Origin of the sequence: Flavobacterium hibernum (assembly GCF_000832125.1) — a bacterium.
Taxonomy (GTDB): Bacteria; Bacteroidota; Bacteroidia; order Flavobacteriales; family Flavobacteriaceae; genus Flavobacterium; species Flavobacterium hibernum.
The window spans coordinates 203,380-219,897 of the sequence record NZ_JPRK01000003.1 but is presented as its reverse complement, the minus strand read 5'-3'; the positions used below and the strand labels follow the sequence as shown (position 1 = coordinate 219,897).

Annotated in this window: 12 protein-coding genes; 4 read left to right on the top strand and 8 right to left on the bottom strand. The window is 31.6% G+C overall.

The window, feature by feature from the left end:
• The first annotated feature begins 1 nt into the window (after position 1).
• Both IW18_RS02940 and IW18_RS02935 read left to right on the top strand, forming a co-directional pair.
• Positions 2–973: a PD-(D/E)XK motif protein gene (locus IW18_RS02940; RefSeq protein WP_041516081.1), complete on the top strand. Its 972-nt coding sequence runs from the start codon at positions 2–4 to the stop codon at positions 971–973.
• Positions 973–3,360: an AIPR family protein gene (locus IW18_RS02935; RefSeq protein ID WP_041516080.1), complete on the top strand. Its 2,388-nt coding sequence runs from the start codon at positions 973–975 to the stop codon at positions 3,358–3,360. Before IW18_RS02940 ends, IW18_RS02935 begins: the two co-directional genes overlap by 1 nt.
• A 523-nt stretch (positions 3,361–3,883) precedes the next feature.
• Here the strand turns inward: IW18_RS02935 and IW18_RS23160 are convergent.
• From IW18_RS23160 to IW18_RS02925, 3 genes are read right to left on the bottom strand one after another with little or no spacing between them, the layout of a single operon-like run.
• On the bottom strand, positions 3,884–4,027 hold the full coding sequence (locus IW18_RS23160) for an RsfS/YbeB/iojap family protein (RefSeq protein ID WP_147281376.1): 144 nt from the start codon (positions 4,025–4,027) through the stop codon (positions 3,884–3,886).
• Positions 4,028–4,074: 47 nt separating this feature from the next.
• Positions 4,075–5,136 (bottom strand): DUF932 domain-containing protein, encoded by a 1,062-nt coding sequence (locus IW18_RS02930; protein WP_041516079.1) that lies wholly within the window; start codon positions 5,134–5,136, stop codon positions 4,075–4,077.
• A gap of 19 nt (positions 5,137–5,155) precedes the next feature.
• Complete coding sequence (locus IW18_RS02925) at positions 5,156–5,554, bottom strand: single-stranded DNA-binding protein (RefSeq protein ID WP_041516078.1); 399 nt, start codon at positions 5,552–5,554, stop codon at positions 5,156–5,158.
• Positions 5,555–6,201: 647 nt separating this feature from the next.
• Between IW18_RS02925 and IW18_RS02920 the strand changes: the two genes are divergently transcribed.
• Together IW18_RS02920 and IW18_RS02915 are read left to right on the top strand one after the other, a co-directional pair.
• Positions 6,202–7,854, top strand: a complete 1,653-nt coding sequence (locus tag IW18_RS02920) for a DUF262 domain-containing protein (RefSeq protein ID WP_041516077.1) — start codon at positions 6,202–6,204, stop codon at positions 7,852–7,854.
• A gap of 8 nt (positions 7,855–7,862) precedes the next feature.
• Complete coding sequence (locus tag IW18_RS02915; protein WP_041516076.1) at positions 7,863–9,854, top strand: DUF262 domain-containing protein; 1,992 nt, start codon at positions 7,863–7,865, stop codon at positions 9,852–9,854.
• Positions 9,855–9,992: 138 nt separating this feature from the next.
• Here IW18_RS02915 and IW18_RS02910 read toward each other — a convergent pair whose 3' ends face one another.
• The 5 genes from IW18_RS02910 to IW18_RS02890 all read right to left on the bottom strand — a co-directional run bounded on the left by IW18_RS02910 (position 9,993) and on the right by IW18_RS02890 (position 15,891).
• The gene (locus tag IW18_RS02910; RefSeq protein ID WP_041516075.1) at positions 9,993–11,495 is read right to left on the bottom strand and encodes an RNA-binding domain-containing protein; all 1,503 of its coding nucleotides are present in this window, start codon (positions 11,493–11,495) and stop codon (positions 9,993–9,995) included.
• On the bottom strand, positions 11,492–12,004 hold the full coding sequence (locus IW18_RS02905) for a DUF4062 domain-containing protein (protein ID WP_160113200.1): 513 nt from the start codon (positions 12,002–12,004) through the stop codon (positions 11,492–11,494). The genes IW18_RS02910 and IW18_RS02905 overlap by 4 nt, the downstream gene beginning before the upstream one ends.
• 205 nt (positions 12,005–12,209) lie before the next feature.
• The gene (gene mobC, locus IW18_RS02900; RefSeq protein ID WP_041516148.1) at positions 12,210–14,192 is read right to left on the bottom strand and encodes a conjugal transfer protein MobC; all 1,983 of its coding nucleotides are present in this window, start codon (positions 14,190–14,192) and stop codon (positions 12,210–12,212) included.
• Between the two features lie 17 nt (positions 14,193–14,209).
• A complete protein-coding gene (locus tag IW18_RS02895; protein ID WP_041516074.1) occupies positions 14,210–15,514 on the bottom strand; it encodes a relaxase/mobilization nuclease domain-containing protein in 1,305 nt (434 codons plus the stop codon).
• The gene (locus IW18_RS02890; RefSeq protein ID WP_041516073.1) at positions 15,499–15,891 is read right to left on the bottom strand and encodes a plasmid mobilization protein; all 393 of its coding nucleotides are present in this window, start codon (positions 15,889–15,891) and stop codon (positions 15,499–15,501) included. The genes IW18_RS02895 and IW18_RS02890 overlap by 16 nt, the downstream gene beginning before the upstream one ends.
• Between the last annotated feature and the right edge of the window lie 627 nt (positions 15,892–16,518).

Sequence of the window (16,518 nt, the reverse complement as noted above, 5' to 3'; positions counted from 1 at the left end):
TATGATAGATATTAAATTGATTTGGGCAAGTCAAACCCCCACTGATGAAATTATAATTAAAACTAGACTTGAAGAAATTTTACCGTGCAAATGCTTTGCTGCAACTGACCATATAGCAGGAAATTATATTTTTATCATAGAAACTTCAAAAAATGCTAAAATTCCTGAATTTAAAAATTTTAAATTCAAAGGGCTTTTGATTCAAGTATTTGATTTTACTGATTATAAAGAGCTTAATATTTATCTTTTAGACAATCAACTTAAGGATATATTTAGTTTATTTATTGAAAACATACTGGATGAAATTGCTGATTGTGTTACAGAAAATGAGGCTCTAATTGAAACTTCAAATGTAGTTTTAAAGTGGAAAAAATTATTTGATAAGATAAATTTTCAAGGACTAACTTTAGAAAATCAGAAAGGATTAATAGGGGAACTTTTGTTAATAAACTCGTTTTTAGATGAAAAATTTCCTATTGAGAACTTGCTAGAAAGCTGGACTGGTCCAGATTATGAAGACAAAGATTTCTTATTTGGTTCTAAAGGTATTGAAGTAAAATTTACTTCTTCAAAGACTCCAAAAATTAGGATAACAAGTGAAAGGCAATTAGACTCTCAAAATTTATCTCACTTATATTTAATTCTTTTTGTTGCCGAACAAGTAAAGGACAGAGGGTTTTCACTTAACTCTATTGTTGAACAAATCCGAAATAGAATATCTAGCAATCACAATGCTCTGAAATTCTTTAATGAGAGATTAATAGTAGTTGGCTACTCTGATGAAGATTTTGAAAACTATAATAGTCAATATGCTCTTAAAATGTGTTATAAATATTCAGTAGAAAATGATTTTCCAAAAATAATTTCATCAGACTTGGCCTCTGGAATATATAATGCTTCATATTATATTGAATTATCTGCTATCGAAACTTTTAAGTTAAATGTTGAATCATTTATTGAATTAGTAAACTAATGGTAAAAGGATTAAAAAATTATATTGAATCCATACAATCTGATGTAGCAGCCTTAGTCTATTCAGATGGTGAAGGTGCTAGTTTTGAAGATAAATTCACTGAACATTGCTTAGAAATTTTAGATAGTGCAGGTAAATCAGAAGGCGCGAGTGTTTTATCATATGTTCATCCAGATTCGCAGGGAAGGATTGATTGGAAAATAAATGGATATTGTTTAAAGGATGAATTCAAGGACGATGATAACAAAGTTTATTTTGAAACTTTAGACCTTTTCATCACACATTTTAATCATACCTCTTATGATTTTAATATTCAAAAAAGTGATTTTGATAAGAATATAAATCAAATCAAAAAATTTCTAAATGCAGCGTTAAAAGGGCATATCGATTATATAGATCCTGCACAATCAGAATTAAATGCACTTTTGAAAATTATAGTAAAACAAAAAACAAATTTCGTTAGAATAAATGTTTTCTTTTTAATCAATGGTAATTCAAATCATAATCTAGACACAACCACTATCAAAGGATATGACGATTTGAAAATTTACATTCATGTTTGGGATATTCAAAGATTTTATAAATTAAATGAAAGTTCTAGTAATAGAGAACCGATAGAGATTAAATTCAAAGATTTTTTAACAAATGATCTTCTGGGAATTCAATGTCTTAAAGTGCCTGATTTGGATGAATTATATGAATGCTATTTAGCAATAATTCCCGGAGATGTTCTTTCGAAATTGTATGATTTGCATTCTAGTGAATTATTAGAAAGTAATGTAAGAGCATTTTTAGGGCAAGCTGGAAAATATAATAAAGGAATTAGAGATACTATTAGAGAGAAACCTCAAATGTTTTTACCTTACAACAATGGTATCACTGCAACAGCGGAAATTGTTGAAACAGAAATGATTGATAATCAACTTCATTTAACAAAAATGAATGATTTTCAAATTGTTAATGGAGGCCAAACGACTGCATCATTATTTCATACCAATAGGAAATATAAAGATGCTGATATAAGCAAAGTATTTGTTCAAATGAAATTGACAGTAATTAAGGATATTGATCAAAAGAATATTGAAGTACCAAATATAGCTAGATTTGCGAACAGTCAAAATAAAGTTACAGATTTAGATCTTTCATCAAATAATCCATTTTTTGTCCAGATAGAATCATTATCTAGAAGGAAATATGTTACTGACTTCAATAATAAATCAAAATCAACATTATGGTATTTTGAGCGTGTTAATGGGCAGTTTAGAGAGTCATTAAACAAATTAAAAGACAAAAAACAACAAAATAAATTTAAAGAACAGAATCCTACTAATCAAAAAATTGTTAAATCTGAAATTGCAAAATATATTAACATTTGGGAATTAGAGCCTCATTTTGTTTCTCTAGGAGCTCAGAAAAATTTCAATCATTTTACTAAAAAAACCAACGAATTAGTAAAGAAGAATAAATTGCCAGGTGAAAATTTTTATAAGAAGCTAATTGCAAATGCAATTCTTTTTAAAACAGTCGATAAACTATTTGGAAGAAAAAATATTGATGCAATTGGTGATACCAACTTAAAATCATTTACTGTTGCCTACACATTATCTTATTTTCATTATCTAACTGATAATAGACTTGATTTATGGAAAATCTATGAGGAACAATATTTAGATGCCAGAATAATTAATGAATTACAAAAATTGATTGTTTTTGTTTATAATCACTTAGTTAAAGCATCAAACAACTCTTTAATTTCAGAATATGCCAAAAAAGAGTCAAGCTGGAAACTTTTAAAAGAAGAGAATTATATTGTTAATATCGGTAATTATAGTGATTGCTTTATAGCAGAAGACTTGGTTTTGTCAAGAGATATTGAAATAGAAGAAGTAGATAATAAATCAGAAAATAATTTGATGAATATTTCCAAAATACTAGGACTTGGTAATAAATTTTGGGATGGAATGTCTAAATATATTTTAAATATTGATGAATTCAAATTAATGTCTACAGATGTTTGGGAAATTGCGAATAAAATCAAACGTTCAAAAAATCTAAATGCTAGAGATATTTCTATTGGAAATAAATTTATGGTATACATAGAGCATAAACAAATTGACATAGATCAAATTAAATCACTTTCTAATGAAATTGAAATTGAAATTATCGATATAAAAGCAATTTTTGACCGATTAAAACTAATCAGTAAGAATGATTGGACGAAGATTTTTGATTTGGGAGAACAAACAAAAATATTTGATAATCTTGAACTTTCAAATCTAAAGTCAGTTCATAAATCTATTTCTAAAAATGAAAGCATTAAAGAAATAAATATTATAAACGCATTGAAATCTATAAGAAAACTTACAAAATTTGGAATTAATCATTAAATTTCTATTTAAGTTAAATAGATAAAATGTTTTATCACTTGGTGAAAGAAACTGATTGCCTCCAAGCTAAAGTTAAACTAAAAAAAAGGAGCGCTATATTTTCTACTATTATAATCTATAAAACGATGTAAAAAAAACAAATCAAGCAAATTAAAACAATTAAAAAAGTTGAGTAGATAGTAAACATAGTACGTTTATGGATACGATCAATTTTGGCCAATTTTAAATTTAATTTGGCTTTTTCCCGGTCAATTATATCTTGATATCTATCATTCATTATTTCAAATATATTAAACTTTCCAAAAATAATATTAAGGATTCCCGTACACACGTTCTATTTATAATAAATTGATTTTATTGTAACTCCTCCATTTTTTCCAGTCCTGCAAGTGCAAACTGCCCAGTATTAATAAAATGTTTATTTATATTTCATTTTCTCAAAAATAGTTTTTAATTGATCCCTATTTTTACTTTGTTGTACATCTAAATCACTAATTTTCTTTAGCTTCTCATAAAGATCCTGCTAATAGGCTTGTCGTTTGTGGTCAAACTTTTCAAAGAGTTTGTCCGTATGGGCAAAATTTCTGAAATAATCTGCCTGCTTGATTGCCTCTGCCAGATTTAAAACCTCAATATTCTCTCCATTTTTATCTTCTATTTGTATCATGTTTTCAGGGTTTAAAAGGACAGGCATAATCTGCCTGTCCTGATTAGCTAATTGAAAATCAAGGCATCCGAGCCTTTACTGGCAAAATCCACACAAAGGTTAAAAGCCGACTGTGTACGGATTTGCCCTGTACCCCCCATCAAAAGGGAGGTTAATTTGGCTTCATCGTTCTTGTAATTTCTCACATTCTGAAAATAGCCTGTCAAAGAATTGTATGCCCCAAATACAGTCCCTTTGGTGGTATCCATAAGCTGTGTCGGGTCGCTCATAGCATACTCAAAAGCACTATCTACCATATTTGTAAAACAAGTTGATAATTCATCTTCCTTACCCTCTTTTATAGTTTTCAGCACTTCCTTATTGGGAACAAGGGCAGACTGTATTAGTTTTTTTACTTCATTGTCCGTGATTGGGATTTTTGTCCAATGGTTAAAAATGGATTCCATCTGCGCGGAGAGCATATCGGATATGCCTATTACTTTGTGCGCCTGTTCCAAACGTTGTTTGGCATTAGAAGTGTGACGAATACGAACGGTATTGGTTTTATTGTTCATAGCGGCATTAAGGGTATTGTTGCAAACGATACGGATAGGCGTGAATGCAGCCGTTATGCTTCCGCTTCCGTCGTGTGAGGTTGTTAAGAACAAATATTTCTCAATCAAATCATCGTTACCAACCCTAATATAATCTGGCAATTTTGCTGTTATAAAGATGCGTTCCCCTTTTCCGAGTGCCCCTGCAGTTTCGTATAGGATACCGTCACCGCCTACGATGCTGTCAAAAAAAGAAAAGGCATCCTTGTTTTGTACAATTTGGTAATCTTTGCCTACCACACCGAGTACAGCATCATTATCGGTTCGCACCGTACTGTAGTAATTTGGTACTTCTATATTATTGTGAATGATTTCATTATCCAAAATAATTTCGGCTGAACCGGCTGTAAACAGTTTACGTTTTTCTACTTCATAATCCAAACCTGCGTAGGTAATTGCCTCGGCGCTTGTTGGGTAGTCGGTAATAATCTGCCCCAAATTGTGCCATGCTTTTTCCTTAGTACTGAAAAAACTGTGTTTTCCGCACTTCTCGTTGTAATTTATATTGTGTGCCATGATGCTAATTTTTAAGTGATTACGCTATTATTAAAAAAGGTACGTCTGCTGTTTTTTTGATTTCTTTTCCTTTACTGCTGAATTTTGCGGTATCAGTTTCTGTCTTTTTGGCAAAAACCAAAATTTTAATATTGTTGGTGTGAAACGTCAGAGTGCCCACCGCTATACCTTCGCTGTTATTGTATGCACTGATACCAATACGTCCAAAGAGCTGTACGAGTGTTCCTTTTTTAAGCCACTGTGCTGTTTTGGTATTTAACCAATAGGAGCAATCGATATAGGTAACGGCTTCCTTTACTTCGGTACTGCCCTTAGGTTTGTAATTGTCATTGATAGCAATACTGAAATTGACCACTTGTTTTTCGCTGTTCACTTTTTGAACTACTGCATCTGCTGTTAATCGTCCTGTGATTTCCATAATTTTAATTTTTAATGATTACTACTGTTTACTTTCTCTCTAATCCTGCTCCAACAAAAATTGTTTTCAAAACGAAAAAACGGGAAAAAAGAAAGCAAGATGCAAGTGGCTTAAGGATGTGCACGTGCTATAAGTCCCAAAGGGTGGCAAGGGGAGCGCCGCCATTATGCGCACGGGGCATGCTTAAGTCACTATCTTAGCTGCCCTTTTAGTCCGTTTCGAGTGAAAGCTTTAAGTAAAATCTCTTAAGTGTCTTTAATAAGGGAATCTTAAATCGTCAAAAAAAACTGAAATAGGGCATCCTAAATAAGATTCAATTGTCTCGTTTTCCTAAATTGATTAAAAGAAAATTAATGGTAGAATAGCTAAAATGGAGAGACGATTTCAATAGGTAATATTCATTTATAACAATTTATTTTTAAACTGCTCATGCTATAGCTTAAAGATTCGCCAGATATAAAAATTAGAAATATTTTCTGAAATTGTAAGATTTATATTTTAAAACATCTAAATTGTTCGAGTAACATACCCTTGAATCGTAACGCTGTACTAAGTGCTAAAAAGACTTATAAGGGTTTGTATTTGAGTAATTTAAAATAAATTGAATAATTACATTTAATAAATAGGATATACAATAAATTATAAAAATGGAGACAAACAGCATACAATTAAAGATTATCGGACATTTATTGCCTGATAGTTTTTTTATACCATCTTATCAAAGAGGATACAGATGGACTGGTAGAGAAGTAATAGATTTATTAAATGACATTTCTAATTTCACTCCTAAAGAATTAGTGACAGGTGATAAAACATGGTACTGTTTACAGCCTGTTGTAGTAAAAAAACATGAAAGTGTTTGGGAAGTTATAGATGGGCAACAGCGATTAACTACGATCTATTTAATACTACATTATCTTAATCAGGGATATGTAGAGAATAGAAGAAGGAAACTATTTGATTTAGATTACGAAACAAGAGAAGGTTCAACTGATTTTCTAAAAGCAAAACTTTCGGATGGTTATATTGATGATTCTAATATTGACTATTTTTTTATTTCTGAAGCCTACCAAACAATTTCAAAATGGTTTTATACACAGGGACAAGTACCAAATTTTGATATATCCTCCTTTGAATCAAAAATACTGCACCACACAAAAGTGATTTGGTATGAATCAGTCGGTGATGATTCAATAGAAATTTTCACAAGAATTAATAGTGGAAAAATCCCTTTGACAAATGGAGAGCTAATCAAAGCATTATTTTTAAATAGTTCTAATTTTAATAAGATGGATCTTGAAAAAATAAAATTGCGACAATTAGAAATAGCTTCGGAATGGGATAAAATAGAATACAGTTTGCAAAATGAGAGTTTTTGGTGGTTTATAAACGAAAAAGAAAACAAACTATCGACAAGGATTGAGTTTATTTTCGATTTAATGTCAAACAAAACAGATAAAGATGACGACCATTTTACTTTCAGATACTTTAGTGGCAAATTCGAAAAAAAAACAACACAAGAAATAAATGCTAATTGGCAGGATGTTAAGAAATATTTTCAAATTTTAGAAGAATGGTTTTCTGAGAGAGAACTATACCATAAAGTTGGCTTCCTTATTGTTAACGGAATCAAGATAAAGGAACTTTTAAAATTGAAAGAAAACAAATCCAAGAATGAATTTTTAAAAGAATTAAACGCTCAAATTACCTCTAATTTGCCAGTTGACATTGATGAGTTAGAATATGGTAATGATACATGGAAAATTAAAAACATATTACTGCTGCATAACATACAATCTATGTTAAATAATGAAAATGAAACTAATCGTTTTCCCTTTGATAGATACAAAAAAGAAAAATGGGATGTAGAGCATATAACAGCAATTGCAGATAAATTAACTACAGAGAAACATCAGGAAGATTGGTTAAGAGATACATTAAAGTTTGTACCAAAAGAAAAAATAAAACCCGAATGGATTCATTACGATAAAGATTCTTTTTTGAAAACAGCAAAAGAAATCTCAGATTTTTTTACCGAAGGTAACGATATTAATGATATATCGAACCTTACGTTATTGGATTCCGCAACAAACAGGAGCTATAAAAACGCTGTTTTTCCTCTAAAACGAAGTACCATTATAGAGCGTGAAAAAACGGGCACATTTATTCCTTTGTGTACAAAAAATGTATTTATGAAGTTTTATAACAAAGATGTTAGTCAGATGAGTATTTGGGGAAAAGAGGATAGAAATGCATACCTAAATGACATTTTAACAACTTTAGAAATTTTTAAAAAATAGAGCAAAAGATGAGGGCAGATATAGAAACTTCAAAAAAAATGTCTTTTTGGCAATTATTACAATTACATAAAATAGAAATACCTATTATTCAAAGAGATTATGCTCAGGGAAGAGAAGACAAATCAGAAATAAGACAAAGATTTTTAAATTCGATATTTAGTGCTCTTTCCTTAAATAAGCCACTTGAATTAGATTTTATTTATGGAAGTGTAATAGATGATTTTATGCAGCCATTGGATGGCCAACAACGATTAACTACTCTTTTTCTTTTACATTGGTATGTTGCATATAAAGAAGATAAGTTGGCAGGTAAAGCTATACTTGAAAATTTCACATACGAAACCAGAACTACTTCACGCGAATTCTGCATTGAACTGATACAGAAAGGAATCAATTTCAAGAATCTATTGGAAACTGATTTTGACAAAAATGGTGTTCCTAAAAATAACCAACTTTCTAAAACTATAATTGATTCTCCCTGGTTTTTTCTTTCCTGGAAAAAAGACCCGACAATAAAAGCAATGCTCGTTATGTTAGATGCTATTAATCAAAAAGCAACTGATAAAAAGTTTGAAAACATAAAAGACCTTTGGCCTAAATTTACCGAAGATCATACCATAACATTTAATTACATCGAACTGAAAGATTTTGGACTTTCAGATGATTTATACATTAAGATGAATGCAAGGGGAAAACCTCTTACTGATTTCGAAAACTTTAAGGCTTCCTTTGAAAATAAAATCAAAATAGAATTTTGGGAAAAAGAAATTACAAACCCAACTGAAAAATTTGCTCATAAAATAGACACAATCTGGACTGATTTGTTTTGGACTGTCAAAGATGGAGACAATTTAACAGATAGTCCTTCTATAAAAATTATAAGTTCTATTTTGATGAGTTGTTTATCTTTATCTGAAAAAGATAAAGATTCGAAAGAAAGACGTATTCGCGAAATATTAAACCAACCAAATGTTATTAAACCAGAAGATTTTGACTTCAATTCTTTTTGTTATTTGAAAGAAGCGCTTGACGCATATTCAAGTATAAAAGATAAAATACAATTAGATTTCAATCTTTGGAGTTACTTAAATAATGAAATTAACTTTTTTGATACAATAGCAAAAGGGGATAAAATAGAATACCAAAAAATAGTATTATTTTATGCCCAAACCCAATATCTGCTAAATAACGAAGAAATTGACAATACAAATTTCTCAGATTGGATAAGAGTAGTGAGAAATATTGTTGTAAACTCAACTATTGATAGTGCGGAAACTTTTACCGGAGCAATTCGATTAATAAATGAATTATCAATTGGAAGCAAAGATATCTACAGGTATCTTTCAGAAAACAGTATTAAATCTGAATTTGCTAAAGATCAAGTAAAGGAAGAAATTATAAAGTCAAGAATAATCGGTTTTGATGATACTTATAAAGGAATCATTTTCAAAACAGAAGATACAAATTTCTGTAGAGGGAGAATTACTTTTGCATTTGATTGTATAGAATTTGACAAGAATAGCATAGGATCTTTTTCATCAGATAAATTATCTAAAATTGAAAAAGTATTACAATATCATTTAAGTGACGATAATGATATCTCAAATGATTTCCGAAGAGGTTTATTTACTATTGATGACAATCATTTTTATAATTATTGGGATACATCATGGTTATATGCTGTTGGAGCCCCTAAGAGATGTATGATAGGAAGTATCAATGATTTAAAAAGTTTTGCTTATAAATCCAATTTCAAGAAATATTTAATTGGGTTGTTACAAAAGTTGACTGAGAAAGGATTAGATGAAATTATAGAAGGTTACGAAATTCCAAATGATATGCCCAATTGGAAAAAAAGATTAATCAAAGAAAAAGGGCTACTTGATTATAGTAAGAAGCACTATATAGCTATTAAAGAAGATGAATGCTGTTGGTTAATTCCTGAGAGTAAAGTGGCGAATAATAAAGAAGGAGCAAAAAAATGTAAATCAATAAAGTAATTATAGTTCTGAACGACACTCAACATGAGTGTCGTTTTTAATTTAAGACAATTAATATCTTTTGATTTATAATTTGTGTGCAATAGGAATTTATATGAAAATATCATATCCACTACTTCTATAAAGAGAGTCACTTTATTATTTCGCCTTTATTCTTTCTTTTAAAACAGTAGTTAAATGGTATCCACCGGTTTGAGCAGCTTCGCCTTTAAATTCTACCAAATTTGCATCTCGAAGCTGGCTTATATAACGCTCAATAGTCTTTTTATTTATTTTAGTTAGTACTTCATAATCAGGGATTCTTTTTCCTTCATTATCTGCAATAGCTTTTAATAGGATTACTAACTTTAGTTTTAAAGATTTAGTTGCTCCCTCAATTGCTCCCTCAATTGCTCCCTCAATTGCTCCCTCAATTGCTCCCTCAGTTGCTCCCTCAGGTTTTTTATTAGGATTACGAATACTAGCATTATCACCATTAGAGTAAACATTACTAAAAAATGTAAGTCTAACATCATTTTCATTAGTTCTCCATACTGGCTCTCCAAGACCAGCTTCTTTACAGGCATCTAATATCTTCAGAGTACCCCTTCCAATCTTTTCCATAAAACCTCTCAGGAATATAATATGAGCAATATCCGGATTTACAGGCATGGATAAATGATTTTTTTTAAGTTCAGCCGCTTTTAGTGGAGATTTTCCGGAATTTGATATTTCTAAACGATCCTTATAAATTAGTATCGAAACCGATCCGGAAATAGAAAAATAGTCCCTATGCACTAATGCATTTATAATACCTTCCCGTAGTGCAGACATAGGGAATATATAATTGTCTTTACGCTTCCAGTCGTTATCGCTAAATTTACTTGAAGTGGTTAGATGTTTTTCCAAAAATTTCAGTATCGATTCAATATTTTTAAAAATATTACCTTCCAAAAGTTGATCATCAAGGAATTTGTCCCCAGTTTTACCTTGTTCCAAAAATGCAATTCTAACTCTTGATTGCGGAATAAACCTAGCTGGATTTTTTGCAAAAAGAATAACAGCAGCATTGGTAAAACTTCCGTTTTGATATAGTCCAAAATGAGTTAAAAAAGCAATCGGCTCTTTTTTATATTCTTCTAGTTTGGTTTTATTTATCGTTTCTTTAATTGTTTTCTGTAGTTCATCTAAGTCCAAATCTTCGAGATCAATACCCATTGCCAACTGTCTTTCCCAATGCAGTTCCGTTGACTGTCTATTATGGATTAATTCTGAAATTTCGGTTGATGTAGCTTTGATTGTTTGATTACCTTTTCTATAATAAATTCCACCATTAAAAATATAAGGTTGTTTGGAACCAGTCCATACCTTAATTGATATAATTTTCTTATTCTGTAGAGGTTCAACCGATATCATAATAGGGGATTCCGGAATTATTTCTGTGTTTAAATATTCAGTTAATTCTGCTTTCAATCTTTCTGCATTTTCAACTCCAAGAACTTCTTTTTTTTCTCCAATACCAATTAGTAATTGACCTCCCTCGTTATTTAAAAAGCTACCTATGGTTTTACCAATAGTTTCCTTATTCACAACTTGTAGAAATTCTAGTTGATCGCTTTTGCCTTGTCTAATTAAGCTCTCTATAAGTTCTTCGTTGTTCATTTTTTTCTATTTTGTAATTCTTTCTTCCTAAGTGATATATCGTGAAATTGTGTACTAATGAAAAGATGTATCTCACTTGTATTAAAAAAGGGTTGGCACCAATCTTTTCTGGCTATATTATACATATCTACAACTTTAACACTATCCAAAACAGAAGTTGATTTTATATCAAATCCATTTCTTTTTCCATCTTCTGCATGCATGAATTGATGCATTAACTTTCGAGTATATTCAATATATTTATGGGTTACAAACCAGCGGGGTTTATCAAGTTCGACAGCCTTCTCAAATTCCTTATGGGTAATTCCGGAACCATATCTCGGAAATATAATTCCTAAAAATAAATCACAATTTTCTACAGCTTTAAGACAAGCTGCTTCCGGATTACTACCAATCGGAACATAGATATTACCTTCTTTGGACATGATTACCTCATAACCAAAATTTTCTAATATATATTTGATCTGGTCAAGGTCAGATTCAGATCCGTAGACTGTTGACGATACCATTATTTTAAGTTTACTAACCATCCGGGTAATTTTATTGTTTATTTCTTAGTTCGATTAAGAGAAAGAAAAGATCAATATCAACGAAATTTAAATCAAAACAAATAATTCATCTGCATTGTAAATATAACAATTTAAGCTAATATTACTTATATAATCAATATCTGTACGCAAGCCATTGTATATTCATTGTTTTCAATCGAGAGTATCACTTCTTTATTACTAAATGGCTTAATTCAATATCATTTAGTAGTCTTTCCTTTTCAGCATGAATAATATCCTTGACATCCTTTTTTATCTGTAAGTAATTCCGCTGTACCATTGCATTATCAACTTTGCGAATAGTAGGAATATCGACATATTGATCCTGTTCTTTTTTTAATGATTTATGGTCATTTACTATTTCAGAATGAAATGTTTTGAGTTCAATTTTACAATCAGGATCATCCGCTACCATACCCACGAATTCACCGGAACTAAGTCCGGAAATTTTGGATGGAGGTACTGCCGATTCCAATTGTTTGGAACGACTTATAGAAGTATCTCCGCTATTAATGGAAAGGCTTTCCCTGTCCTGCATAATTTTTCCAAAACGCTCTGACAATTGTTTGGCAGTATCACCTGTAACTTGTCCGCTTACTATGTTTCCGACAATATTCATAATCACATCCGCCTGTTCTCGTCCATAATCTTTACGCAGTTGGCTAAAATCCTGAATACCCAAACAAGTTGCTACTTTATTACTTCGGGCTGTAGCAATTAAACTATCCATATTATTGAGATAAATAGTTGGAAATTCATCGAAGATCAAGCTGCTTTTCTGTTTATTTTTTTGGTTCACCTGCTTTACCAATCGGTTTACGTAAAGTGACAATACAGCTCCATATATTTGGATTTTCTGCGGATTATTGCCCATACATACGATCTTAGGATCGTCCGGATTATTGATGTCCAATGTGAAGTCACTACCCGATAAAATATAATACAATTGTGGAGAGGAAAGCCGTGCCATGGCAATTTTTGCAGAAGCAATTTGCCCCTCTAATTGGTCCATAACATTATTTAGGTAGGCATTCACAAAGGGATTAATAAGTACTTCGATTTCTTTTTCGGTTCTGAGCAGTGTAAAGAGACTATCGTAATCTTCCTGCATGAGTTCAATTACATGGGGAAGCGTACAGAATTCACCGTCTTTATATTTTCGTAAATACCATATTATGGCGGAAAGAAAATTAATCGGTGATTCTACAAAAAAATCCCCCTGTCTTTTGATCCATTCCCTGTTGAGTCCCAACAAAATGGTACGTGCCGATTCTGAAGCATCCGTAATATCACTCATACCTGACGGCTCTAACGGATTACAACGGTTGGTCCGGGTCAGATCATCAAAATTAATGACATAAAACTGAGGTAATTTCGGATAGAGATGTTTGTATTTAAGCCAGGTATTATAAACAATTCTTGTCAGGTCATCAAACTTGAAATCATAGACAAACATGGTGAATTTTTTACGGATGTGCTGGGTAATCACATGACGTATGACAAAATAGGATTTTCCGGCTCCAGGAGTACCGGAAACCAGCAGTCCCCGAAAAGGATTAATAATATTTATCCAGCTGTCCCTTATCTTATCCTTTAAGTGATATCGGGCTGGCAGATTAATAGAATATTCATTTTCCAGAAGTCTTTCTTCCTGAGGAAAAGTTTCATTTTCTTTATTAAAAACATCCTTACTATTGAGCCTGTTCTTTATAATACGCGATAATAATGTACCACCGGAAAGTATCAGAAGAAAGCCACTGGAGGTTATGGTCATGTAGGCAATTGCCGCCAGCATCAGTTCTATTTTCAGGTATAGTGAAAGATAACTTATAAAGTAAATAAGGATACCTGTAATTATATAAGCAAAAGCTGTTTTATAATTCAGCTTTTCATCTTTTCGCCCTTTAGCTCCAATTAGCGAGGTTATTAAAAATCCCAACGCAAATAGTTTGGATTTATGAAAATTACTGAATAATCCTGTATGATAAATATTACCCATGATTTTATCACTGAACCCGCTGACCAAATGCCATTGTCTAAAGGCAGCATAGCAGTAATAATAAAAATGGATTAGTAAAATAATGATGCTGATGAGTCTTGTCATATCCAAGATCTTTCTCAGTGCCTGTTCGTTTTCTCCTGTCTGCATAGCCATGATTTCAAGTTTTATCGATTATTGGACTGTCCCCTTCTTTTTTTCTTTTTGTTTCTCAGCTCGTATGGAAGATAATTAGCTGGTTGTTCAGCTTGCGTGAGTATCTCTGCTAATTGGCCCATTATAGTGTTGGATCCTACGTATTTGTTATTCCTGAAATCATCACCAAACAGCGTTGTAAGGATTTCTGATATAGGTGCTTCAAATGTGATTTCGTGTAATTTTTCACTAACTGAACCTGTCATTTTTTGTTCGGCCGGATTAACGGATGCACAGCGTTCCTGTATTGCCTTAGCGCTGTATTGTTTGCCAAGTGTACTGCCATTAAAAACACATTTTGTGGTATGATCTACATAGGTAATCCCATAAAGTAATCCTTCTGTGTTTTTTCTAAAAACAGTATTGATTCCATCTTTTTGCAGTACTTGAACTAGTTCTGCGAGCGATATTTGAGTTTTAAAGAATGCCATATCAATGGCATTTTTTACCCTTCTTATATTTGAGATTTCATTTGTTTTATTAGACGCAAATTTTTCTTCTAAAAATTTAAGTGTTGGCTTGTTGTAAAACAGACTGGCTTTTATGGGGACTCCGATAGGTTTACCGTCATCATCAAGTATTCTATACATCAATCCTTTTGCTTTAAACATTTTTGAATCTTCATTGCCTGGGTCTGCTAAAACATTGTATTGTTTGAGCACTGCATTGAGCTGCGGAAGGCTGGCATATTTATACGATGAAAGCACCTGATTGAGTACATTTGTAATAGCCTTTTTCGATTCGCTTCGCCCGTATTGAATCTTTTGTGAGATGATTGGCTTAAGCGTAAAATCAGTACTGTTTTTATTCCCTTGCGCCTTAACAAGTCCAAAGCGTTCTTCGATTTCTTTTCTTGCCGGTTCAGATCGGTTTTTGCCAATATTTTGCATGTCAATTCGTTTACCATCTCTTTGAACATTTATGGAGACTAGATGGATGTGCGGATGCCCGGAATCGTGATGCTGATACACGAGATAAGGCTGTTCACCAAAACCGATTTTTTCCATATAAGTATCCGCGATAGCCATTAATTTTTCCTTGGAATGATTTTCTGAAGGATCAAAGTTGATCGAAATATGTACACTGTTTCGCTTTACATTTTCATTTAGTTCCAGTTGTTTTAAAAAACGGTTCAGTTTCACAGTAAGCCCCATTTGATCAACATCAATTGGATAATTTCCGGCACCTATACACTCTGCCACATTTTCTTTTACTTTGTTTTCATTGTAATAGAAAACCTTGTGGATAGAGTATCCTGTTTTTATGATCGCAACCATTTTTCGGAGATTTTCCGGATGTAGTTTTTGATTTCATCAATCTTGTCAAAAAGGATTTTCTTATCCAGTTCAGCACTTATTATCCATACTTTAAATTCCGGAATTTGATTTAGTGTATGTAGTTTTTTTACTGCCTGATTGAAGTTGTTTCCAATGCCATTTAATTGCTTGAATAACTGCATCATTTCATGGGCCATATCATCTAAAGACTGATTCCTGTAAATGGTGTTTATAGATTTCTCAAATAAGTGCCTGCGAATATAATCACTCAGTTTGCGGCAAGTACTAGTTTTCCATTTTTTCTCAATTTTCGTATACTCTTCGGGAGTAAAGCGTAACCCAACTATGCGTGTTCTGTTTGAATTTTCTCTTTTCATTTTCTCTCTTTTTCATTGTTATCAAACCTTATTTATCCTTTCACTATCACTGCTCACGAGTTCCGAGTGTAGAGCAGCAAGAAGGCTGTTGTTTAACAACAGGACATCTTGCCGATTGCAGGAACGTGGCAATCCTCCTGATACTTTAATGTTCTTTAGACATTCTAGTATTTTCTAAGATTTTAAAAATTCAAAATATCCAATAATTACCTCTTTTGGACAATTTGATATTTTAACTGTATTGTTCCTAGAACTTAATACACTATAAAGACAGTCATTAAATTTTTAATGTTTTTTCTAAAATCCATTTCATTTTTATTTTTAGAACTCAAGGAAAGTGCACACTGCATAAAATTCAGAACTGTTATAACCTGGTAGCTATTATGCCGATTTATCTTCCGAATTTTAGATTGAAAACGTGCTCTTTCAAAGCAATAAACCAATTTCAAAACAACAAAATTCTGACCGCTTTAGGGAAGGTTTTTGATTGCTCATTTTAACCTTTCTTGTTCATTTCAGATACAAAATTAGGTAAGCAAAATGGATTTTACATATGATGGACATATTATGTCCATGACACTTTAGGACTGGCTTTATACCTTTGTATAAATAAATTATTAATTAAAA

Coding starts and splice junctions, on each gene's coding strand:
- IW18_RS02940 (WP_041516081.1), top strand. CDS start 2: ATGATAGATATTAAATTGATTTGGGCAAGTCAAACCCCCACTGATGAA.
- IW18_RS02935 (WP_041516080.1), top strand. CDS start 973: ATGGTAAAAGGATTAAAAAATTATATTGAATCCATACAATCTGATGTA.
- IW18_RS23160 (WP_147281376.1), bottom strand. CDS start 4,027: ATGATACAAATAGAAGATAAAAATGGAGAGAATATTGAGGTTTTAAAT.
- IW18_RS02930 (WP_041516079.1), bottom strand. CDS start 5,136: ATGGCACACAATATAAATTACAACGAGAAGTGCGGAAAACACAGTTTT.
- IW18_RS02925 (WP_041516078.1), bottom strand. CDS start 5,554: ATGGAAATCACAGGACGATTAACAGCAGATGCAGTAGTTCAAAAAGTG.
- IW18_RS02920 (WP_041516077.1), top strand. CDS start 6,202: ATGGAGACAAACAGCATACAATTAAAGATTATCGGACATTTATTGCCT.
- IW18_RS02915 (WP_041516076.1), top strand. CDS start 7,863: ATGAGGGCAGATATAGAAACTTCAAAAAAAATGTCTTTTTGGCAATTA.
- IW18_RS02910 (WP_041516075.1), bottom strand. CDS start 11,495: ATGAACAACGAAGAACTTATAGAGAGCTTAATTAGACAAGGCAAAAGC.
- IW18_RS02905 (WP_160113200.1), bottom strand. CDS start 12,004: ATGGTATCGTCAACAGTCTACGGATCTGAATCTGACCTTGACCAGATC.
- mobC (WP_041516148.1), bottom strand. CDS start 14,192: ATGCAGACAGGAGAAAACGAACAGGCACTGAGAAAGATCTTGGATATG.
- IW18_RS02895 (WP_041516074.1), bottom strand. CDS start 15,514: ATGGTTGCGATCATAAAAACAGGATACTCTATCCACAAGGTTTTCTAT.
- IW18_RS02890 (WP_041516073.1), bottom strand. CDS start 15,891: ATGAAAAGAGAAAATTCAAACAGAACACGCATAGTTGGGTTACGCTTT.